The 18,309-nt window shown below is 42.5% G+C and carries 18 protein-coding genes; 14 read left to right on the forward strand and 4 right to left on the reverse strand.

Going from position 1 to position 18,309, the window contains the following annotated elements:
* Window positions 1-17 precede the first annotated feature (17 nt).
* The 4 genes from K7X70_RS02625 to K7X70_RS02640 form a co-directional block, all read right to left on the reverse strand.
* On the reverse strand, window positions 18-656 hold the full coding sequence (locus tag K7X70_RS02625) for a ComF family protein (protein ID WP_255606878.1): 639 nt from the start codon (window positions 654-656) through the stop codon (window positions 18-20).
* A 106-nt stretch (window positions 657-762) separates the two neighbouring features.
* Complete coding sequence (gene rlmN, locus K7X70_RS02630) at window positions 763-1,812, reverse strand: dual-specificity RNA methyltransferase RlmN (RefSeq protein WP_222535601.1); 1,050 nt, start codon at window positions 1,810-1,812, stop codon at window positions 763-765.
* A gap of 101 nt (window positions 1,813-1,913) precedes the next feature.
* A complete protein-coding gene (gene rluF / locus K7X70_RS02635) occupies window positions 1,914-2,978 on the reverse strand; it encodes a 23S rRNA pseudouridine(2604) synthase RluF (protein WP_222535602.1) in 1,065 nt (354 codons plus the stop codon).
* Between the two features lie 84 nt (window positions 2,979-3,062).
* The gene (locus tag K7X70_RS02640) at window positions 3,063-3,560 is read right to left on the reverse strand and encodes a DinB family protein (protein WP_222535603.1); all 498 of its coding nucleotides are present in this window, start codon (window positions 3,558-3,560) and stop codon (window positions 3,063-3,065) included.
* A gap of 170 nt (window positions 3,561-3,730) precedes the next feature.
* On the opposite strand from K7X70_RS02640, the gene K7X70_RS02645 reads away from it, so the two are divergent.
* The 14 genes from K7X70_RS02645 (at window position 3,731) to ruvA (ending at window position 18,300) form a co-directional block, all read left to right on the forward strand.
* Window positions 3,731-4,909, forward strand: coding sequence for an amidohydrolase family protein (locus K7X70_RS02645; RefSeq protein WP_222535604.1), 1,179 nt, complete (start codon window positions 3,731-3,733; stop codon window positions 4,907-4,909).
* Window positions 4,910-5,866 (forward strand): NAD(P)H-dependent flavin oxidoreductase, encoded by a 957-nt coding sequence (locus tag K7X70_RS02650; RefSeq protein ID WP_222535605.1) that lies wholly within the window; start codon window positions 4,910-4,912, stop codon window positions 5,864-5,866.
* Window positions 5,867-5,868: 2 nt separating this feature from the next.
* Entirely contained in the window at window positions 5,869-6,141 is a 273-nt protein-coding gene (locus tag K7X70_RS02655) for an acylphosphatase (RefSeq protein ID WP_062546696.1), read from the forward strand.
* A gap of 3 nt (window positions 6,142-6,144) precedes the next feature.
* Window positions 6,145-7,629: an oligosaccharide flippase family protein gene (locus K7X70_RS02660; protein WP_222535606.1), complete on the forward strand. Its 1,485-nt coding sequence runs from the start codon at window positions 6,145-6,147 to the stop codon at window positions 7,627-7,629.
* A gap of 17 nt (window positions 7,630-7,646) precedes the next feature.
* The gene (gene dut, locus K7X70_RS02665; RefSeq protein ID WP_222535849.1) at window positions 7,647-8,078 is read left to right on the forward strand and encodes a dUTP diphosphatase; all 432 of its coding nucleotides are present in this window, start codon (window positions 7,647-7,649) and stop codon (window positions 8,076-8,078) included.
* A gap of 14 nt (window positions 8,079-8,092) precedes the next feature.
* Entirely contained in the window at window positions 8,093-9,787 is a 1,695-nt protein-coding gene (locus K7X70_RS02670; protein WP_222535607.1) for a tetratricopeptide repeat protein, read from the forward strand.
* Complete coding sequence (gene lolB1, locus K7X70_RS02675) at window positions 9,765-10,556, forward strand: lipoprotein insertase outer membrane protein LolB1 (protein ID WP_222535608.1); 792 nt, start codon at window positions 9,765-9,767, stop codon at window positions 10,554-10,556. The genes K7X70_RS02670 and lolB1 overlap by 23 nt, the downstream gene beginning before the upstream one ends.
* Window positions 10,557-10,578: 22 nt before the next feature.
* Complete coding sequence (locus tag K7X70_RS02680) at window positions 10,579-11,922, forward strand: murein hydrolase activator EnvC family protein (protein WP_222535609.1); 1,344 nt, start codon at window positions 10,579-10,581, stop codon at window positions 11,920-11,922.
* Between the two features lie 56 nt (window positions 11,923-11,978).
* On the forward strand, window positions 11,979-12,389 hold the full coding sequence (tatA, locus tag K7X70_RS02685; protein WP_222535610.1) for a twin-arginine translocase TatA/TatE family subunit: 411 nt from the start codon (window positions 11,979-11,981) through the stop codon (window positions 12,387-12,389).
* 11 nt (window positions 12,390-12,400) lie between these two features.
* Window positions 12,401-12,607 carry a Sec-independent protein translocase subunit TatA/TatB gene (locus tag K7X70_RS02690; protein ID WP_182958011.1) on the forward strand — a complete coding sequence of 69 codons (207 nt, stop codon included), beginning with the start codon at window positions 12,401-12,403 and terminating at the stop codon, window positions 12,605-12,607.
* 39 nt (window positions 12,608-12,646) lie between these two features.
* Entirely contained in the window at window positions 12,647-14,065 is a 1,419-nt protein-coding gene (gene gatA, locus K7X70_RS02695; RefSeq protein WP_222535611.1) for an Asp-tRNA(Asn)/Glu-tRNA(Gln) amidotransferase subunit GatA, read from the forward strand.
* Between the two features lie 23 nt (window positions 14,066-14,088).
* Complete coding sequence (locus tag K7X70_RS02700; protein ID WP_222535612.1) at window positions 14,089-15,312, forward strand: lytic transglycosylase domain-containing protein; 1,224 nt, start codon at window positions 14,089-14,091, stop codon at window positions 15,310-15,312.
* A gap of 84 nt (window positions 15,313-15,396) precedes the next feature.
* Window positions 15,397-17,712 (forward strand): NADP-dependent malic enzyme, encoded by a 2,316-nt coding sequence (locus K7X70_RS02705; protein WP_222535613.1) that lies wholly within the window; start codon window positions 15,397-15,399, stop codon window positions 17,710-17,712.
* Between the two features lie 3 nt (window positions 17,713-17,715).
* On the forward strand, window positions 17,716-18,300 hold the full coding sequence (ruvA, locus tag K7X70_RS02710; RefSeq protein WP_222535614.1) for a Holliday junction branch migration protein RuvA: 585 nt from the start codon (window positions 17,716-17,718) through the stop codon (window positions 18,298-18,300).
* The last annotated feature ends 9 nt before the right edge of the window (window positions 18,301-18,309 follow it).

Below are 18,309 nucleotides of genomic sequence, written 5' to 3' on the forward strand. Positions count from 1 at the left end.
TAGGGCGAATCTGTTTTCTATGTCACAAAAGCCAAAGTGGCGATGCTGATCTTTTCAGGCTGGGCCTGAAGCAAGGCAATGCCGCAGGCTTCCAATGTGGCTCCGGTAGTGAGCACATCATCAATCAACAATAAATGCTGGTTTGTTAATTCTTCCGGGTGCTGGACTTCGAAGGCGGCCGACATATTTTCAAAGCGCAGCAGTCTGCCTTTATTGGTCTGGCTATCCGTAGCCATTTTGCGTAAAAGATGCTGTGTACTGATCGGGACTTTTAATACCTGAGAAATGCCTTGTGCAATGCTATAGCTTTGGTTGTATCCGCGCTTTTTCAATCTTTTCTTGTGAAGAGGTACAGGAATCAGGAAGTCTATGCCCTGATAAAGGGGAGCGCTGAGCAGTCTTTCTCCAAGCAGGATTCCCATTCTAATGCCCAGATCCTGTTGGTCGCTGTATTTTAAATGATGGATGAGCTGCTGTACGGTTCCGGCTTTTTTGAAAAACAGCATTGCCATAGCCGCATGACAAGGGATCCGTCCCCAAAATTGCCTGGCCACCAGGTTGTCGGGGTCCAGATGGTGATCGGTATAGGGTAAGCCATGCAGGCAGGCGCTGCAGATCAGGATTTCGCCGGAAACTAAAGGCTGTATACAGCCCATACATGTTGCCGGAAAAAGCAAATGTAATAAGTCTAAGAAACTGTTTTTTAGGAAGGGCATGGGCTAATCTATGAGAATTAGCCATTGCCTGGTTGAAATCCGGTGTTTAGTTTTGCTCCTTTACGGCCAGCTGACCACAAGCGGCATCAATATCCTTACCTCTGCTTCTTCTGATATTGGTATTTACACCCTGGCTTTTCAGGTAAGCAGAGAAAGCATCGATCTTATCGCCTTCCGCGTTCAGGAAAGCCGCAAACTGAATCGGGTTGTACTCGATTAAGTTTACTTTACAAGGAACGTGTTTACAGAATTTGGCGAGTTCCATTGCATCTTCAATCTCATCATTAAAATTATTGAAGACGATGTATTCGTAAGTAATCGGGTTCTTTGTTTTAGAGAAATAGTATTTTAAAGCTTCTTCCAATGCTTTCAATGAGTTCTGCTCATTAATCGGCATGATTTCATTTCTTTTCTTATCATTTGCCGCATGCAAGGAGATCGCCAGGTTAAATTTAACCCCATCATCACCCAGTTTTTTGATCATCTTGGCAATACCGGCAGTAGATACCGTGATGCGCTTGTACGACATATTCAGTCCGTCTGGAGCAGTAATACGGTCGATAGATTTCAATACATTGGCATAGTTCAGCAAAGGTTCGCCCATCCCCATATAAACGATATTCGTTAGCGGGGCATTGTAGTTTTTCTTCGCCTGCTGATCAATCAAAACCACCTGGTCATAGATTTCATCCGCATTCAGGTTACGTTTACGGTCCATATATCCTGTAGCACAGAATTTACAGGTTAAACTGCAACCTACCTGTGAACTCACACAGGCGGTCATACGTTCTTCCATAGGAATCAGTACGCCTTCTACAATATTACCGTCGTACAGTCGGAATGAACTTTTAATGGTTTGGTCATTACTAAATTGGGAGTTACTTACTTCAACTACATTGATCGCATAGTTTTCATCCAGTTTCTTTCTCAGGTCTTTAGAAAGGTTACTCATTTCCTCAAAGGAACGCGCAGATTTCTCCCAAAGCCATTGGTAAACCTGTTTGGCACGGTAAGAAGGTTCCTGCATGTTTATAAAGTGTTGTTGCAGCTGAGGAAGGTCCAGTGAACGTATGTCTGTTTTTTTTGTAGTAAGCATTTGATGCAAAGTTACCTAAAAAAAGAATAAGCGAGCAAAAATTGATTTTGCCCGCTTAAAATGTATGGGTTTACTGCCGGATTATGACAGTCAAATTATGTTTAACGCTTTGGTCCTCTGCTTTTTCCAGGTGCACCAGAGTTTCCTCTTGAAGGTCTGACTGGTCTTTTGCTTGGGCCGTTGGTTTTGTTCCAATCGGTTGTACTTGAAGCACCGCGGTAAGGAGTACCGGATTTTTTATCTGCTCTTGGTTTACCGGAAGCTGCTCTTGGTCGGCCTTCAGCTTCAGATCTTGGATCTGCTGATCTCGCTCCAGCTGATCTCGGACCGCCCGATCTTGGGCCACCTGGTCTGCCGGAAGAGTTTTTTCTTGGCGCAACTAATTCTTCAAAATCTGGATTTACTGGTTTCTTACTTGCTTTTTTAGCTGCTGATGCGGCTTCTAAAGAACTTGATTTCGCCACAAGATTAAAGATCTCCGTTTGCTCTGCTGGAGTAAGCTCTCTCCATTCACCTACAGGAATGCCTTTAAGCGTGATGTTCATGATTCTGGTACGCTCCAGTTTAGTCACCTCAAATCCGAAATGCTCACACATTCTTCTGATCTGACGGTTCAATCCCTGAACAAGCACAATTTTGAAAGTAAATGTACTTTCTTTAGTCACTTTACACTTTTTGGTCATCATGCCCAATACAGGAACACCTTTGCCCATTCCAGCGATAAACTGCTCGGTAACCGGTTTATTAACGGTTACTACATATTCTTTCTCATGGTTATTTCCGGCACGAAGGATTTTGTTGACGATGTCTCCGTTATTGGTTAGGAAAATTAGTCCTTGTGAATCTTTGTCCAAACGACCAATCGGGAAAACCCGCTCGCTATGGTTTACATGATCCACCATATTGCTTTTTACGCCGGCTTCAGTAGTACTGGTAATGCCTACAGGTTTATTGTAAGCGATTAAGATAGAATTTTCAACTTCTTTTGGTTCAATGGTCTGGCCATTGACCGTAACGATATCCCCGAAAAATACTTGGTCGCCTACCTTGGCTTTCCGGCCATTGATAAATACATTTCCTTGTTCTATGTATCTGTCTGCGGCTCTTCTGGAGCACAGACCGCTCTCACTAATGTATTTATTTAATCGGGTGGTAGAATCAGACATGGGTATGGGTATAAATTGTTTCAGTTTACAAAGAAATCAAAATATACCCACATAAACTATCAAAATATTGTAAAGCTGTGGCTTTTAAAAATTAGTGTCGTCCGCACTAGGGCCGTAACTGCCCGGAATTGGGATGTCTAATAACCTTAGAAATACGCCTAGCTGTGCCCTGTGGTGGATAATTTGTGATAAGGTGTGTCTGATCAGGCTTCCCTTTGTGAACGTAGAATAAATTTGCTCCCCATTTCGCAAAACCCAGGGTTCCGACAAGATTTCTTCTTTTGCTGCTGCTAAGTGTGAACGTCCGTCTTCCAGAGAGGTTTCAAAAAATTCCATCAGCTCGGTATTGGTTTTTAATTGTTTTGGCGTGTAAGGTTCAGTGCCAAAGTCCAGTTCGTCTGTCGTTACGGCATAGGTAATCCAGGTTGGCAATTCTGCAATATGACTGGCCAGTGCTTTAACAGTCATACTTTTTGGGTGTGGCTGCCAGTCGAATTTTTCGGTAGGTACAATCGTTAGCATTTTACGAGTAGTTTGAGCCTCCTGCTCGAATTCTTCCAGAAACATTTTAATGATATCCATGTCGTTTTGTTTTTAAGGTTTTAAATTATAAAACAAAGAAAAGAGGGGAAAGTGACAGCCCTATGTCAGCATGTAAATGAGGATCATAAAAATATAATTATTTGGTAGGGATTAAGCGGGGGTTGGGGAGGAAGCTGTAATTCTCAGCAAGAAACCTTTTCTTTGTACCTATGATTTCCCACATCTCTGCCTCTTATATATACCCTGTAAATTCGGAACCTTTGAAAGAAGGGGTCATTTCATTGGATGATCATGGCCTGATTCTGGAAGTCCTAACGGCTGCGGAAGCGAAATCGAAAGGAATTCAAGACCTTAAGTTCTATGAAGGTATTTTGGTTCCCGGATTTGTCAACACGCATTGCCATCTGGAGCTTTCCCACCTGAAAGGAAAAATTGCGAAACATACCGGACTTCCGGGATTTGTAGAACAGGTGATCCGACAAAGACAGGCGAGTGATGAGGAGGTCATTGATGCCATGGAAATCGCAGATAGAGACATGTATGCCCAGGGAATTGTTGCCGTAGGCGATATTTCAAACAAGTTGATTTCTAAAGAAGTCAAGGAAATCAGTGGGATCTACTACCATACTTTTATAGAAGCAATGGGTTTTAACCCGGAAAAAGCGGTCGATATTATGGAGGCGGCAAAAGTCATGAAAAAAACTTATCAGCCTTTAAACGCTTCGATCGTTCCCCATGCCCCTTATTCGGTATCCGATAATTTATTTGCTGAGATCAGGAAGGAAGCCGAAGAAAATCAGGACCTGATTAGTATTCATAATCAGGAAACCCTCGAAGAAAATGAATTCTTTGAACATAAATCTGGCAGTTTTTTAAAGCTGTATGAGTTCCTGGGATTAAATATTGACTTTTTCAAAGCTACTGGGAAAACCTCGCTGCAGTCTTATTTGCCAAAGCTTTCTCCAGCTTTAAAAACACTATTGGTACACAATACCATGAGCAACCGGGCTGATCTGGACTTTGCAAAGGCGAATCACCCTGCTTTGTATTGGTGCTTATGCCCGAATGCCAACCTATATATAGAAGATAAACTGCCGGAGCTGCCGCTATTTTTGGAAGCCGGATTAAAGATTACACTGGGTACAGACAGTCTGGCGAGTAACGATCAGTTGAGTATCGTAGAAGAAATGAAAACTTTACAGCAGCATTTCCAAATTCCTTTATCAACTTTGCTGAGTTGGGCTACAATAAACGGCGCTGAATTTTTAGGAGTTGAGGATCGTTTTGGTAGTTTAGCCATTGGAAAAAGTCCGGGGATTAATCTACTTGAATTTGTGGATAAAGATGGGGAAATGTGGATTACTGGCAAGATTAAAAGACTAGCATAGATGGAAAACAGGATCAGCAGCTTATTTAAAATTAGATATCCGATTATTCAGGCAGGAATGGTTTGGTGCAGTGGATGGCGATTGGCTGCTGCAGTTTCCAATGCAGGAGGGCTAGGGATCATCGGCGCCGGTTCCATGTATCCGGAAGTACTAAAAGAACATATTCAAAAATGTAAGCTGGCCACCGCACATCCTTTTGCAGTGAATGTACCTTTGCTTTATCCCAATGTGCAAGAGATCATGCAGATCATTGTGGATGAAGGTGTGAAAATTGTATTTACCTCGGCAGGAAATCCAGCTACCTGGACCAGTTTTCTGAAAGAAAAAGGAATCATCGTAGTACATGTGATTGCGAATACCAAGTTTGCCTTAAAAGCAGAAGCTTGTGGCGTTGATGCCATCGTAGCGGAAGGCTTTGAGGCTGGCGGACACAATGGAAGAGAAGAAACGACAACGCTGTGTTTAATCCCAATGGTCGCTAAAGCGGTGGCCATCCCGGTAATCGCTGCCGGTGGAATCGGAAGCGGTGCTGCGATGCTCGCTGCATTTGCCTTAGGCGCGGAAGCGGTTCAGATTGGATCAGCCTTTGCCATTGCAGAAGAATCTTCTGCCCACCCGAATTTTAAATCGAAAATCCTTGCCGCTGCAGAAGGCGATACGAAACTTCGCATGAAAAAACTGGTTCCCGTTCGGCTGCTCAAAAATTCTTTTGCTGAAGCAGTGGCCCAGGCAGAAGCGGAAGGTGCAGATGCAGAAAAGCTGCAGCAACTTTTAGGTCGCGCAAGGGCGAAATTAGGTATGTTTGAAGGAAATATGGAGGAAGGAGAACTGGAAATCGGACAGGTATCGGCCATGTTAAAGGAAATTAAACCTGCAGCAGAGATCCTGCAAAGCATCTGGCAGGAGTTTTTAACAGAAAAAGAAAGAATCAATAAGTTAGATTTTAGATCAATATAAGAATGAAACACATCAACATAAGAGTTACCGGAAAGGTGCAGGGGGTATCCTTTAGAGAGACCACAAAAGCAATCGCAGATCAAATGGGCGTCCGCGGAATAGTTAAGAATGAGAAAGATGGTACCTTATACCTGGAAGCAGAAGGCGATGATGCTTCTTTAGAAGTCTTTGAAGAATGGTGTAATGAAGGACCTGACCGGGCAAAAATTGAAACGGTAGAAGTAACTCCAGGAGAACTGAAGGGCTACCGTAATTTCGAAATCATCAAGAAATAGCGCGTGTCTGTCATCAAGAAATTCCTCGGTCAGACTGCCATCTACGGTTTAAGTACTGTATTTTCCAGGCTGTTTAACTTTATCCTGACCCCGATTTATACCAGCAAATTTGCTGCGGGAACGTATGGTATTTTCACCACAATGTATGCCTACGCCTCGATGATCAATGCAGTATTGGCATTCGGGATGGAGAGTACCTATTTCAGGTACCTCAATAAACACGAGGATAGAAAACAGGAGGTATACAACAACTCCTTCCTGGTGATCGCTTTTATCTCTACCCTGTTTTTAATTACAGGTTTTGTCTTATCAAACCCGATCGCGGCGTATCTAACAGATGATCCTAAGCAACTTGCAGATTATAAACATTATGTGCAGTTCTTTATTGGTATCCTGTATATCGATGCGATCTGTGTGATTCCATTTGCCAAACTGAGAGCAGATGAAAGAGCATTTAAGTATAGTTTGATCAAGTTCCTGAATATTGGCTGCTTCGTAGGTTTCAACTTATTGTTCATTTATGTGATCCCATTGATGATTAAAAATCAATGGCCAATGGCCGAATGGCTGTCGTCCTGGTACCGGGGTGTATGGGTAGGCTATGTATTTATGGCCAATCTAATTGCCAGTGTGGTTACCTTTTTGATGCTGCTGCCGGAGTTTTTGAAGCTGCAGTTGAAGTTCGACAAAGAACTTTTCGGAAAAATGTTTTCTTATTCATGGCCGGTATTGGTGGCCAACCTTTCCTTTATTGTAAATGAAAATCTGGATAAGATTGTATTGAGCAGGTTATTGCCCGATATGATTGCAGATCATGAAGTCGGCATTTATGGCGCGGTTTGTAAACTGGCTATTTTCATCAGTATTTTCGTAACGGCCTTCCGTTTGGGGGCAGAACCTTTCTTTTTCAGTCATGCTAAAAAGGAAAATGCCAGGCAGACTTACGCCATCATCCTGCATTATTTTGTGATCGCATTGGTGGTGCTATTTGTAGGCTTAATTGCCAATATTGAAATTTTGAAACACTTTATCAGCAATCCGGAGTACTGGGTGGGTTTACCAGCAGTGCCTTATTTACTATTCGGTTATGTCTGCTTGGGCGTATATTCCAACCTTTCTATCTGGTACCGCTTGTCGGATCAAACCCGTTTCGGCTTATATATTTCCCTGATTGGCGCCTTGATTACCATCGTGTTCAACTTTGTGCTGATTCCAAAATTCAGTTATATGGGCTCTGCATGGGTTTCTATGCTGGCGTATTTTGTAATGATGGTGATCTCCTATATATTAGGCCAGAAATATTATCCGATACCTTACAATTTGAAAAGAATTCTTTCTTACTTAATCGTTTCTGTGGTACTGGTGGTGTTATCTTTCTGGGTATTCAACAGAAACATTTACATTGGAAATCTGCTGCTGCTTGCGTTTATAGGCGGCATCACCTATCTGGAAAAAGACCAGTTGAAGGCTATATTATTTAAAAAGTAAAAACAATTATAATGACCATGAAAATCAATATCATTAATCACTCAGGACACGCTTTACCTCAATATGAAACGGCTCATGCGGCAGGAATGGACATGCGCGCGTTTGTAGAAACTGAAATCACGATTAAACCTTTACAGCGTGTTTTGATTCCAACAGGACTGCACATTGAGTTGCCTGTAGGTTTTGAAGCACAAATTCGTCCACGCAGTGGATTGGCTTATAAACATGGCATTAGTATTGTGAATTCGCCGGGAACAATCGATGCGGATTACCGCGGAGAGATTAAAGTGCTATTGGTCAATTTATCTGATACGGATTTTGTAGTGAACAATGGCGATCGCATCGCACAAATGGTGATTGCAAAACATGAAACCATTTCATGGGAAGCGGTAGAAGAATTGTCGGACACTGCACGTGGTGCTGGTGGTTACGGCCATACTGGTAAATAAAAAATATAACAACGATGAAGCAAAGGTCTCTTTTACTGTCATTACTTCTTGCAGGTGCTACTGCTGCGGCACAGCAACCTGTAAATCCAAAATTGGATAGTACTGAAGTGAAGACCCTTTTCTTCGCCGGACTGCGGGAAAAGCTGAATGAAAATTACAGCAAGGCAGGGGAGAGCTTTCAGAAAATCCTGACGCTGGATCCAAATAATGCCGCAGTTTACTATGAAATTGCGAGTCTCAATTACCGCCAGAACAAATTGCAGGAAGCTGAGGCGGCCATCAAAAAATCAGTTGCACTGGATGCCAATAACCTTTGGTATTGGAAAATGATGGCGGAGCTGTATAAGCGCAAAGGCGATATGGATGGACTGGTCAACGTTTTTAACGAATTGATTCGCCTTTCGCCAGATAATGATGCTTTCTATTATGACAAAGGAAACGCTTATCTGTTGCTGGGTAAAACCACTGAAGCCTTCAAAACTTATGATGAGCTGGAAAAGAAATTTGGGGTTTCAAAAGCCCTGATCCAGGCGAGACAACGGATTGACCTGGGCAATAAGAAAACGGCGACCAAGGCCGAAATGGAAAATATGCTTTCCGCAGGGGTAGATGATGTACCGGGAATGCTGGACCTGAGCCAGTCGATGGTAGAGCAAGGGCAAATGGAAAATGCAGTTCTTCTCCTTAAAAAAGCGAAAAGCATCAGCCCTGAAAATTATGAAATCGATCTGGCATTAGCCGATTACTACCAAAATATAAAAAACAGCACTGAAGCAGGATTAGCGCTAAGGACAGCTTTCGCCAATCCGGAAATGCCGGCACAAAGGAAAGGGAAAATCATCCTGATGATTGCGGGTACTGCAAAAAACACCACACGTCTGGAAGAGGCAATTGACTTAACAAAGTTAGCCTTGAAAAGCTCAGCCAATGATCCCAATATGATGGCGCTTTATGGCGATTTACTGTATCAAAAAGGAGATTTATCCGGCGCATTGCAGCAATATCAGGAAGTGCTGAAAGTAAGCGATCAGCTGTACCCGGTATGGGAACGTGTGCTGACCATTCAAAACAACTTAGGAAAATATAAAGACGCTGCAAAAAGCGGAGAAGAGGCCCTGGCTATTTTTCCGAATCAGGGAATCCTTTATTATTACCTGGCTTTCGCCTTGCATCGCGATCAGCAGAATGGGGAAGCAATGACCAACATCAAGGCTGCTTTGCAAATGGATGGCGACAATCCAGCGCTTCAGGCCCTGATTTTTGCATTGCAAGGGGAGATTTTTCTCGATGAACAGAAGTTTTCTGAAGCCAATATCGCGTTTGATAAGGCAGTGAAGCTGGATCCAAAAAATTACCTGCTGTTGAATAACTATGCATTTTATCTGGCGCTAAGCAATCAGGATCTGGCGAAAGCAGAAGAATTGGTGGCAAAAGCAGCAGCAGCGATGCCCGGGAATACTTCTGTAGCGGATACTTATGCGCTGGTGCTGTTGAAGCGCGGGAAATATGATGCCGCGAAACCTTGGGCGGAAATCGCCATACAGCATGATGGTGCCGGTAATGGGCTGTATCTGGAGCATTATGGCGACATCCTGTTTCTAACAGGAGCACGCGAAGCGGCACTGGTACAATGGCAGAAAGCAAAGGCTGCAGGAAATGATTCTGCCAACTTAAACCGAAAAATTAATGAGAAGAAATATATTAAATAGCTTAGTTTTTTTGGCGTTGATATCGCTGACTACGGCTTGTAAAACGAAGAAAAAGATCGTCGTTGTGGCGCCTCCGGTAACAGGGGTGGCTCCGGTAAATTCGGAAAAGCTGGAAACGTTAAACCTGCTGCAAGGCAAGGATATTTCTTATACTACTTTATCACTGAAGGGAAAGGCAAAGTTGGAGATGAATGGAAACTCCAATAATGTAAGTATTAACATCCGAATCCGTAAGGATGAAGGGATCTGGGTTTCTATTACCGGTGCATTCGGAATCGAGGGAGCCAGGGCATTGATCACTCCAGATAGCATCAAAGTGCTGAATAAACTGCAAAGCGTTTATCTGGCGAAGCCGTTCAGCTATGTGCACCGATATACAAATCCACAAGTCACGTATAAATTGTTACAGGCGATTTTATCGGGCAATACCATTTCTGAATTCATGACTGCCGATGCTGATCTAAGCGGTAATAATGGCGTTTGGGAAATCAAAGGCGAAGATGCAGATCTTGCCTATCGTGCCTTGTTCAATACGCTGTTTAAAGTTTCGGAGTATGAGTTAAACGATCTGAAATCTGCGAAAGCAATGAAGGTAGTTTACGGGGATTATCAAAGTATGAATGGTACGCTCTTTCCTACTACCCTTCAGCTCAATTCTATGGCAGGAATGCAAAAAATCGCGCTGAATATTGATTTTTCAAAGGTTGAAAGCAATCTTCCGGTGGAGTTTCCGTTTAATGTTCCAGGGAAGTATGAAGTAATAGACTGATTTTTTTTATACTTTTGACGCAATGAAGCTAAATAAACTATTATTCCTCTTCTTATTTTTATTATCCGCCAACTTCGCCGTTGCGCAGAACAGTTCAGAGCTTAAAAGAAAAAAAGAAGCCATACAACGGGAAATAGAACTGCTTCAGAGAAATCTGACGAAGACGGCTAAAAATAAGAAACTTACCCAGAGCCAGATCAATGCCTTAAACACTAAAATCAGTTTGATGCAGGAGAAGATTTCGGTTATCAATTCTGAGATTAAAAACCTGGACAACCAGATTCACGAAAATACCAACACGGTTATCAATTTAAAAGGACAGCTGTCGCAGCTTAAAAAAGAGTATGCGGGGATGATCCGTTTCGCACAGCGCAATCAGAATGCCTACGACAAGATGATGTTTGTGTTTGCAGCCAGTGATTTCAATCAGGCCTATAAAAGAATCAAATACCTGCAGCAATTCGGTCAGTACCGTAAAAAACAAGCCGGATATATTCAGGGAACGCAAAAAGACCTGAACTATAAGATTGTGGTACTCGATAAAAACTTAAAGCAGAAAAGCAGCTTGCTCCATGAGCAGGAGACTGAAAAGGATAAACTGGGTAAGAACAAGAATGAGCAGGCCCAGGTATTGAACAAAATCAGCAAGCAGGAAAAGCAATATAAACAAGACATTGTAGCCCGTAAAAAACAACAGGCACAGATCGATAGGAGCATCCGTGCGGCCATTGCCCGCGAGATTGCGATCGCTAAGAAAAAAGCGGAAGAAGAAGCAAGGGCTGCGGAACGCGCTAGATTAGCGGCGATTGCGGCGGCAGAGCGTGCCAGAGCGGCGGCTGTGGCCAAAGCAAAAGCAGAAAATAAACCGGTTCCTGTTGCAGCCGCTGCTCCGGTAGCGAAGGCAAAAGTAGCCACAGCAAACAGCAGTAACAATTACCTGACCGCAACGCCGGAAGCAGCAAGACTATCTGCAGCTTTTGAAAGCAATAGGGGCTCTTTACCTTGGCCGGTAGCTGCCGGGACCACCACGGAGAGCTTTGGTAAACATAAAGAAGGACAAGCCAGTTACGACAATGCCGGTATTACCATCCAAACTGCTGAAGGTGCTGCGGTAAGAGCGGTATTTAACGGAAAAGTTACTAAGGTCGGAAATGCGCTGGGCAGGTATTATGTACTGATCAAACACGGACAGTTTTTTACGGTGTATCAGAACCTTAAATCAGTTAGTGTAGGCCAGGGAGACGATGTGAGTACCAAACAAACCATTGGCAGCGTGGCTTCCTCGGGAGATATCCCAGAGCTTCAATTCCAGATCTATAGAGGAACAGTTGCGCAGAATCCTGCAGGATGGCTATCTGCAAAATAGAGGATTGCGAGAGAAATGTTTATATTTGTATATTGATTTAATAAATAGAGCTTAAAATGTATTCAGGAACAGTTTTGGAATTCTTAAATATGGGCAGCGGTGAGATTATGCTGATCCTGGTTGTAGTTCTTTTGTTATTCGGAGGTAAAAAACTTCCGGAATTGGCAAGAGGCCTGGGAAAAGGAATCCGCGATTTTAAAGATGCCTCAGATGGCGTGAAGAGAGAAATCCATCGCAACATAAATTCCGTAGGTATTGTGGACGACATTAATGACGTGATTAACGACAACAGCCGTCACCATCCAAAAGAAACAAGCCTGGAAGAGCAAATGTATCCTGGCAGCACTACCGCTGCTGTAGAAACTACGCCTGCCGCTGCTGAAGGAATTGATTTAGAAAAAAAGGAAACAGTTGCTGTAGCCAGTACTGAAAATCCTAAAATAGAAACAGATAAAACACAACTTTAACTAATCATATCATGTTAAACACACCAATATTAGCCGCATTAGGAGGCATGGAAATTGCCGTTATCCTTGTAATTGTTTTATTACTTTTCGGTGGTAAAAAAATTCCAGAACTAATGCGTGGCTTAGGTAAAGGCATTAAAGAATTTAAAGACGGAAAAGACGGGATGGATGATGCTGCTGACAAAGTAGAACAAAACCGCACCAACAAACCATTATAGGTTTCAATCCGATTTTTAAATTTAACCTATTCTTGAAATTTGAAGAAGTATAACTCCTTATCAGAGATACAAACCCTTATTGCTCAAAAAAAACTTAGTTTAACTGAGCTCCTGGATCACTATTTTAAGCAAATAGAAACTCATGAACACCTCAATGCTTTTAATGAGGTGTTTTTTTATTCTGCGGCCGCTCAGGCTAAAGTAGTACAAGAGAAAATAGACAATGGTACTGCCGGTAAACTGGCAGGAATGGTGATTGGTATTAAAGACAATATTTGTTATAAAGACCACATCGTGACCGCCTCTTCCAAAATGCTGGAAGGTTTTGTTTCTCCTTATTCTGCTACCGTAGTAGAGCGTCTATTGGCCGAAGATGCCATCATTATCGGAAGACTCAATTGTGATGAGTTTGCCATGGGTGGGTCCAATGAAACTTCTTATTATGGCGTGGTAAAAAACGCGGCAGATGCAGAACGCGTTGCCGGAGGCTCTTCAGGAGGCTCGGCAGTAGCGGTACAGGCAGACCTTTGCTTATCAGCATTGGGAACAGATACCGGCGGCTCTGTCAGACAGCCCGCTGCTTTTTGCGGATGTATCGGAATGAAGCCTACTTATGGCCGCATTTCCAGATATGGCGTGATCGCTTACGCTTCTTCCTTTGATCAGGTAGGTACCATCACCTCTTCTATCTCTGACGCTGCCCTATTGCTGGAAATTCTAGCTGGTGCGGATGATTATGACAGTACGGTTTCTAAACAGGAAGTACCGGATTATACTGCCGGACTATCAGCAGGAGGACCGAAAAAGATTGCGGTATTGAAGGAAACACTGGAAAGTGAAGTTCTGGACCCTGCAATTAAAGCATCCATTCTAAGCGCAATTGAGCGTTTTAAAAGTCAGGGACATACTGTAGAATATGTATCTTTTGACTTGCTGGATTACCTGGTTCCTGCTTATTACGTGTTAACCACTGCGGAAGCTTCTTCTAATTTATCCCGATATGATGGGGTTCATTATGGGCACCGTAATATGGATGCGGTCACTTTGAACGACTTATACAAGACTTCCAGAGCGGAAGGTTTTGGAGAAGAAGTGAAAAAGCGAATCCTGATTGGGACGTTTGTGTTGAGCGCAGGCTATTATGATGCCTACTATCAAAAAGCACAACAGGTGAGAAGACTGATCCGCGAAAAAATGGAAGAAATGCTGGTAGATTTTGATGTAATTCTAAGTCCTGTAGCCCCAACTCCTGCTTTCAAAATCGGCGAAAATATGGAAGATCCATTGGTCATGTACATGGCAGATATCTTTACGGTACTGGCATCGCTGACAGGAATTCCAGCAATTGCAATTCCTTTGGGCAATAATAATGAAGGATTACCGTTAAGCTTACAGCTTATGGCAAAGCACTTTAAGGAACAGGAACTGTTGTCCCTGTCCCATACATTTTTAACCTAGAACCATGTCACCAAACATTGCCTATGAAAATAAATGTACTTTTTGCATCCTGTATTATAGCATTAACCAGCTTTTCAGCAGCAGCTCAGCAACCGCAAGGGTCCCTACAAATTATTGATACACTTGCTTTACCGGTTTTACCAGAAACACCAACTTTTCACAACCATAATTACGTGTTTAAAGCACGTCTGGACTCGATCCAGAAAATGGTGCCCCTCAGCTATAATGAACATGTACAAAAGTACATTGACGTATATAGCAGTCGGAAAGATATGATGGGGAAGATGATCGGCCTGTCCGATTATTACTTCCCCGTTTTTGAAAAAGCACTGAAGTTTTATAATATCCCCGAAGAAATCAAATACCTGCCCATTATAGAATCTTCTATGAATGCCCATGCGGTATCCCGGGTAGGCGCCACAGGTTTATGGCAGTTCATGTTTGCCACGGCAAAAGATTATGGACTGAATATGGACAATTTTGTGGATGAAAGAAAAGACCCGATCCAGGCCAGCTATGCAGCAGCAGCTTATTTTAAAGATGCTTATCAGGAATTGGGCGACTGGCTCCTGGCCATTGCCGCTTACAACTGCGGAATGGGCAATGTAAAAAGGGCTATCATCAAAGCAGATTCCCATGATTTTTGGGAAATCAGACCTTACCTTCCTTTAGAAACACGTAATTATGTGCCTGCATTTATTGCTGCTCTTTACGTGATGAAGTGTTCCGGACAACACCAGATTAAAGCACAGGCCTCCCCATTTGTTAAAAATACCGATACCATTCATGTGAATCGCTTTGTGTCCCTGCCGCAATTGGCTACGGCACTCAGCATGGAAGAAGATGCACTCTGCAGTCTGAACCCAAGTTATAAGAAGAAGATCGTGAATGGGACGGAATTAGAACCCAAGCGCATTGTAATTCCTAAAGTAAACATGGCACAGTTTGCGGAAATCTATGAAGTATTGAACAATGCAGAGCTGGACGTGAACCAGAATGTATACCTTGCTTCCAATGATGACCGACGTGTCAAAAAGAAAATCACGGCAAAACCAGTTGCTGCGGTTAGTTACCATAAGGTGGTTCCCGGGCAAACCCTCAGCGCCATCGCCAATAAATACAATGTAGAAGTCCAGGATTTAAAAGTATGGAACGGCCTTAAGAGCTCCTCCATTGTACCTGGACAAAAACTAAAAATCCATAATCCAGAACCTGCCAAGCGAAAAAAATCCGCTATTCAGGGATAAAACCTGCCACTCCATACTGATTCCTTTTTTATTTCAGGGCTAATTAAAAGATTGTAACTTTGGCCCTTTATAAATGACTGATTTATGAGTAAAATTAACAGGAAGCAAGATGCTTTGGATTACCACTCGCAAGGGCGACCGGGAAAAATACAAGTTATACCCACGAAACCAACGAACTCTCAAAGAGATCTGGCGCTGGCGTATTCTCCAGGGGTAGCTGAACCTTGTTTAAAAATTGCAGAAAACACTGAAGATGTATATAAATATACTGCTAAAGGAAACCTGGTAGCTGTAATTAGTAATGGTACAGCAGTATTGGGTCTTGGCGATATAGGTCCGGAAGCGGGTAAACCGGTGATGGAAGGTAAAGGTCTTCTTTTTAAGATCTTCGCTGATATTGACGTTTTTGATCTGGAACTGGATACTAAAAATGTTGATGATTTTGTTAAAATCGTAAAAGCACTGGAGCCAACTTTTGGTGGGGTGAATTTAGAAGATATTAAAGCACCAGAGTGCTTTGAAATTGAACGTCGCTTAAAAGAGGAGATGAATATCCCTGTGATGCACGACGATCAGCATGGTACCGCCATTATCTCCGCTGCAGCATTAATCAATGCCTGCGAATTGCAGAAAAAGAAAATGGATAAGATTAAGATTGTGGTGAATGGGGCCGGTGCTGCCGCGATTTCATGTACCCGTCTTTATGTTTCTTTAGGTGCTAAAAAAGAAAATATCGTGATGTGCGACCGTACTGGCGTCATCAGAGCCGACAGAGAAAAACTGGACGACATCAAAGCTGAATTTGCGACGACAAGAGACCTTCGTACTTTGGAAGAAGCTATGAAAGATTCTGATGTATTCATCGGTCTTTCTTCTGCCGACTGCGTAACGGTAGAGATGTTGAAATCTATGGCTAAGAATCCTATTGTTTTTGCAATGGCGAATCCTAATCCAGAGATTGCTTACGAACTGGCCATCAGTTCCCGTAAAGATTTAATTATGGCTACAGGACGTTCTGATTATCCTAATCAGGTGAATAACGTACTGGGCTTCCCATATATTTTTAGAGGTGCATTAGATGTTAGGGCAACCAGCATCAATGAGGAAATGAAAATTGCCGCGGTGAAAGCAATTGCTGAACTGGCTAAAAAATCTGTTCCTGAGGCGGTAAACATGGCCTACAATGAGAAAAATATTAAATTTGGTAAAGACTATATCATTCCTAAACCGGTGGATTTGCGACTGATGACCAATGTTTCTTCGGCAGTAGCCAAAGCAGCAATTGACTCAGGAGTAGCACGTAAAATCATCACCGATTGGGATGCTTATACGGAAGAATTGAAAACCAGGTTGGGAATGGATGATGCCATCATGCGCGCCATCACCAATAAAGCGAAATCTGATCCTAAACGTGTAGTATTCACCGAGGCGGATAACTATAAAATCCTTAAAGCGGCACAGATCGTTAAAGACGAAAATATTGCCATTCCAATCTTATTAGGTAAAAGAGCGGTTATCGAGCAGATCATTGAAGAAAATGCACTGGAATTAGAAGGTGTAGAGATCATTGATCCAATGTTAGAGCCGGAACGCATGAAAAAATATGCGGATAACCTTTACCAAAAGAGACAAAGAAGAGGGGTAACCTTGTTCGAAGCCAACAAATTCTTACGCGATAGAAATTACTTCGGTGCTTCTATGGTAGAATTTGGTGAAGCAGATGCCATGATCTCTGGTCTGACCAAAAATTATGTGTCTACCATCAAGCCTGCACTACAGGTAATCGGTACGGAGCCAGGTGTAAACCGTGTGGCTGGAATGTACATGATGATGACCAAAAAAGGTCCAGTATTCTTTGGCGATACTACCGTAAATGTAGATCCTACAGTAGAAGAATTAGTAGACATTACTTTGTTACTAGACTCTGCGGTGCGTAAATTCAACATTCAGCCGCGTATAGCCCTACTTTCTTACTCTAATTTTGGGTCAAATGAAGGTGTTGTGCCTGAAAAAGTGAGAAAAGCAGTGAAAATTCTTCACGAAAAGCACCCTGAAATTATCGTAGACGGTGAAATGCAAGGAAATTTTGCAATTAACAACGAGTTATTGAAAGATAACTTTCCTTTTAGTAGCTTAGTAGATGCCCCTGCAAATACACTGGTATTCCCTAATTTGGAATCTGGAAATATTGCCTACAAATTGTTACAGGAACTAGGCGGAGCAGAAGCAGTAGGTCCTATTCTATTGGGATTGAACAAACCTGTTCACATTGTACAGCTAGGTAGTTCAGTTCGTGAGATTGTGAACATGGTCACTTTAGCTGTTTTAGATGTACAGTCTAAAGAACAAGAAGCCCTGGCTAAAAAGGGTGGTTTATTAAAAAGAATAATTAAGAAATAAGATATGTTTGAATATATTGATGGTAAGCTCACCTTTAAATGCCCCGCTTATATTGTTGTGGAGGCCGGAGGAATTGGTTACCACATCAATATTTCACTAAATACTTATAGCAGTCTGGCAGATGCAGAAAGATGTAAAGTTTACCTCTGGACGCATATTAAGGAAGATGCACATACCTTATATGGATTTGCAGAGGAGGGAGAGCGCAGGCTCTTCCTTCATCTGATTTCCGTTTCTGGAATCGGTCCCAATACCGGTAGGATGATGCTCTCTTCCATTACCCCTATAGAAATTCAAGCTGCTATTGTAAATGGTGATTTGCCTTTGATCCAGCGGATTAAAGGTATTGGTACGAAAACGGCTCAGCGCCTCGTGCTGGAATTACAGGATAAATTGAAAAAAGAAGGTACAGGATCACTGATCGCCGCACCGCTTAATAATACTGCTAGAGAAGAAGCTTTATCCGCTTTGATGATGCTTGGGTTTGCAAAACAACCGGCAGAAAAATCAATCGATAGTGCAGTGAAAAATGGAGGTGCAGATTTAACAGTAGAACAAATGATAAAAATAGCTTTGAAGAACTTATAGAATTTTACC

Source organism: Pedobacter polysacchareus, assembly GCF_019802255.1.
Classification (GTDB): domain Bacteria; phylum Bacteroidota; class Bacteroidia; order Sphingobacteriales; family Sphingobacteriaceae; genus Pedobacter; species Pedobacter polysacchareus.

What these genes read in the sequence shown, in the direction of transcription:
- K7X70_RS02625 (WP_255606878.1), bottom strand. Translation starts at nt 656, where the DNA reads ATGGGCTGTATACAGCCTTTAGTTTCCGGCGAAATCCTGATCTGCAGC.
- rlmN (WP_222535601.1), bottom strand. Translation starts at nt 1,812, where the DNA reads ATGCTTACTACAAAAAAAACAGACATACGTTCACTGGACCTTCCTCAG.
- rluF (WP_222535602.1), bottom strand. Translation starts at nt 2,978, where the DNA reads ATGTCTGATTCTACCACCCGATTAAATAAATACATTAGTGAGAGCGGT.
- K7X70_RS02640 (WP_222535603.1), bottom strand. Translation starts at nt 3,560, where the DNA reads ATGGATATCATTAAAATGTTTCTGGAAGAATTCGAGCAGGAGGCTCAA.
- K7X70_RS02645 (WP_222535604.1), top strand. Translation starts at nt 3,731, where the DNA reads ATGATTTCCCACATCTCTGCCTCTTATATATACCCTGTAAATTCGGAA.
- K7X70_RS02650 (WP_222535605.1), top strand. Translation starts at nt 4,910, where the DNA reads ATGGAAAACAGGATCAGCAGCTTATTTAAAATTAGATATCCGATTATT.
- K7X70_RS02655 (WP_062546696.1), top strand. Translation starts at nt 5,869, where the DNA reads ATGAAACACATCAACATAAGAGTTACCGGAAAGGTGCAGGGGGTATCC.
- dut (WP_222535849.1), top strand. Translation starts at nt 7,647, where the DNA reads ATGAAAATCAATATCATTAATCACTCAGGACACGCTTTACCTCAATAT.
- K7X70_RS02670 (WP_222535607.1), top strand. Translation starts at nt 8,093, where the DNA reads ATGAAGCAAAGGTCTCTTTTACTGTCATTACTTCTTGCAGGTGCTACT.
- lolB1 (WP_222535608.1), top strand. Translation starts at nt 9,765, where the DNA reads ATGAGAAGAAATATATTAAATAGCTTAGTTTTTTTGGCGTTGATATCG.
- K7X70_RS02680 (WP_222535609.1), top strand. Translation starts at nt 10,579, where the DNA reads ATGAAGCTAAATAAACTATTATTCCTCTTCTTATTTTTATTATCCGCC.
- tatA (WP_222535610.1), top strand. Translation starts at nt 11,979, where the DNA reads ATGTATTCAGGAACAGTTTTGGAATTCTTAAATATGGGCAGCGGTGAG.
- K7X70_RS02690 (WP_182958011.1), top strand. Translation starts at nt 12,401, where the DNA reads ATGTTAAACACACCAATATTAGCCGCATTAGGAGGCATGGAAATTGCC.
- K7X70_RS02700 (WP_222535612.1), top strand. Translation starts at nt 14,089, where the DNA reads ATGAAAATAAATGTACTTTTTGCATCCTGTATTATAGCATTAACCAGC.
- K7X70_RS02705 (WP_222535613.1), top strand. Translation starts at nt 15,397, where the DNA reads ATGAGTAAAATTAACAGGAAGCAAGATGCTTTGGATTACCACTCGCAA.
- ruvA (WP_222535614.1), top strand. Translation starts at nt 17,716, where the DNA reads ATGTTTGAATATATTGATGGTAAGCTCACCTTTAAATGCCCCGCTTAT.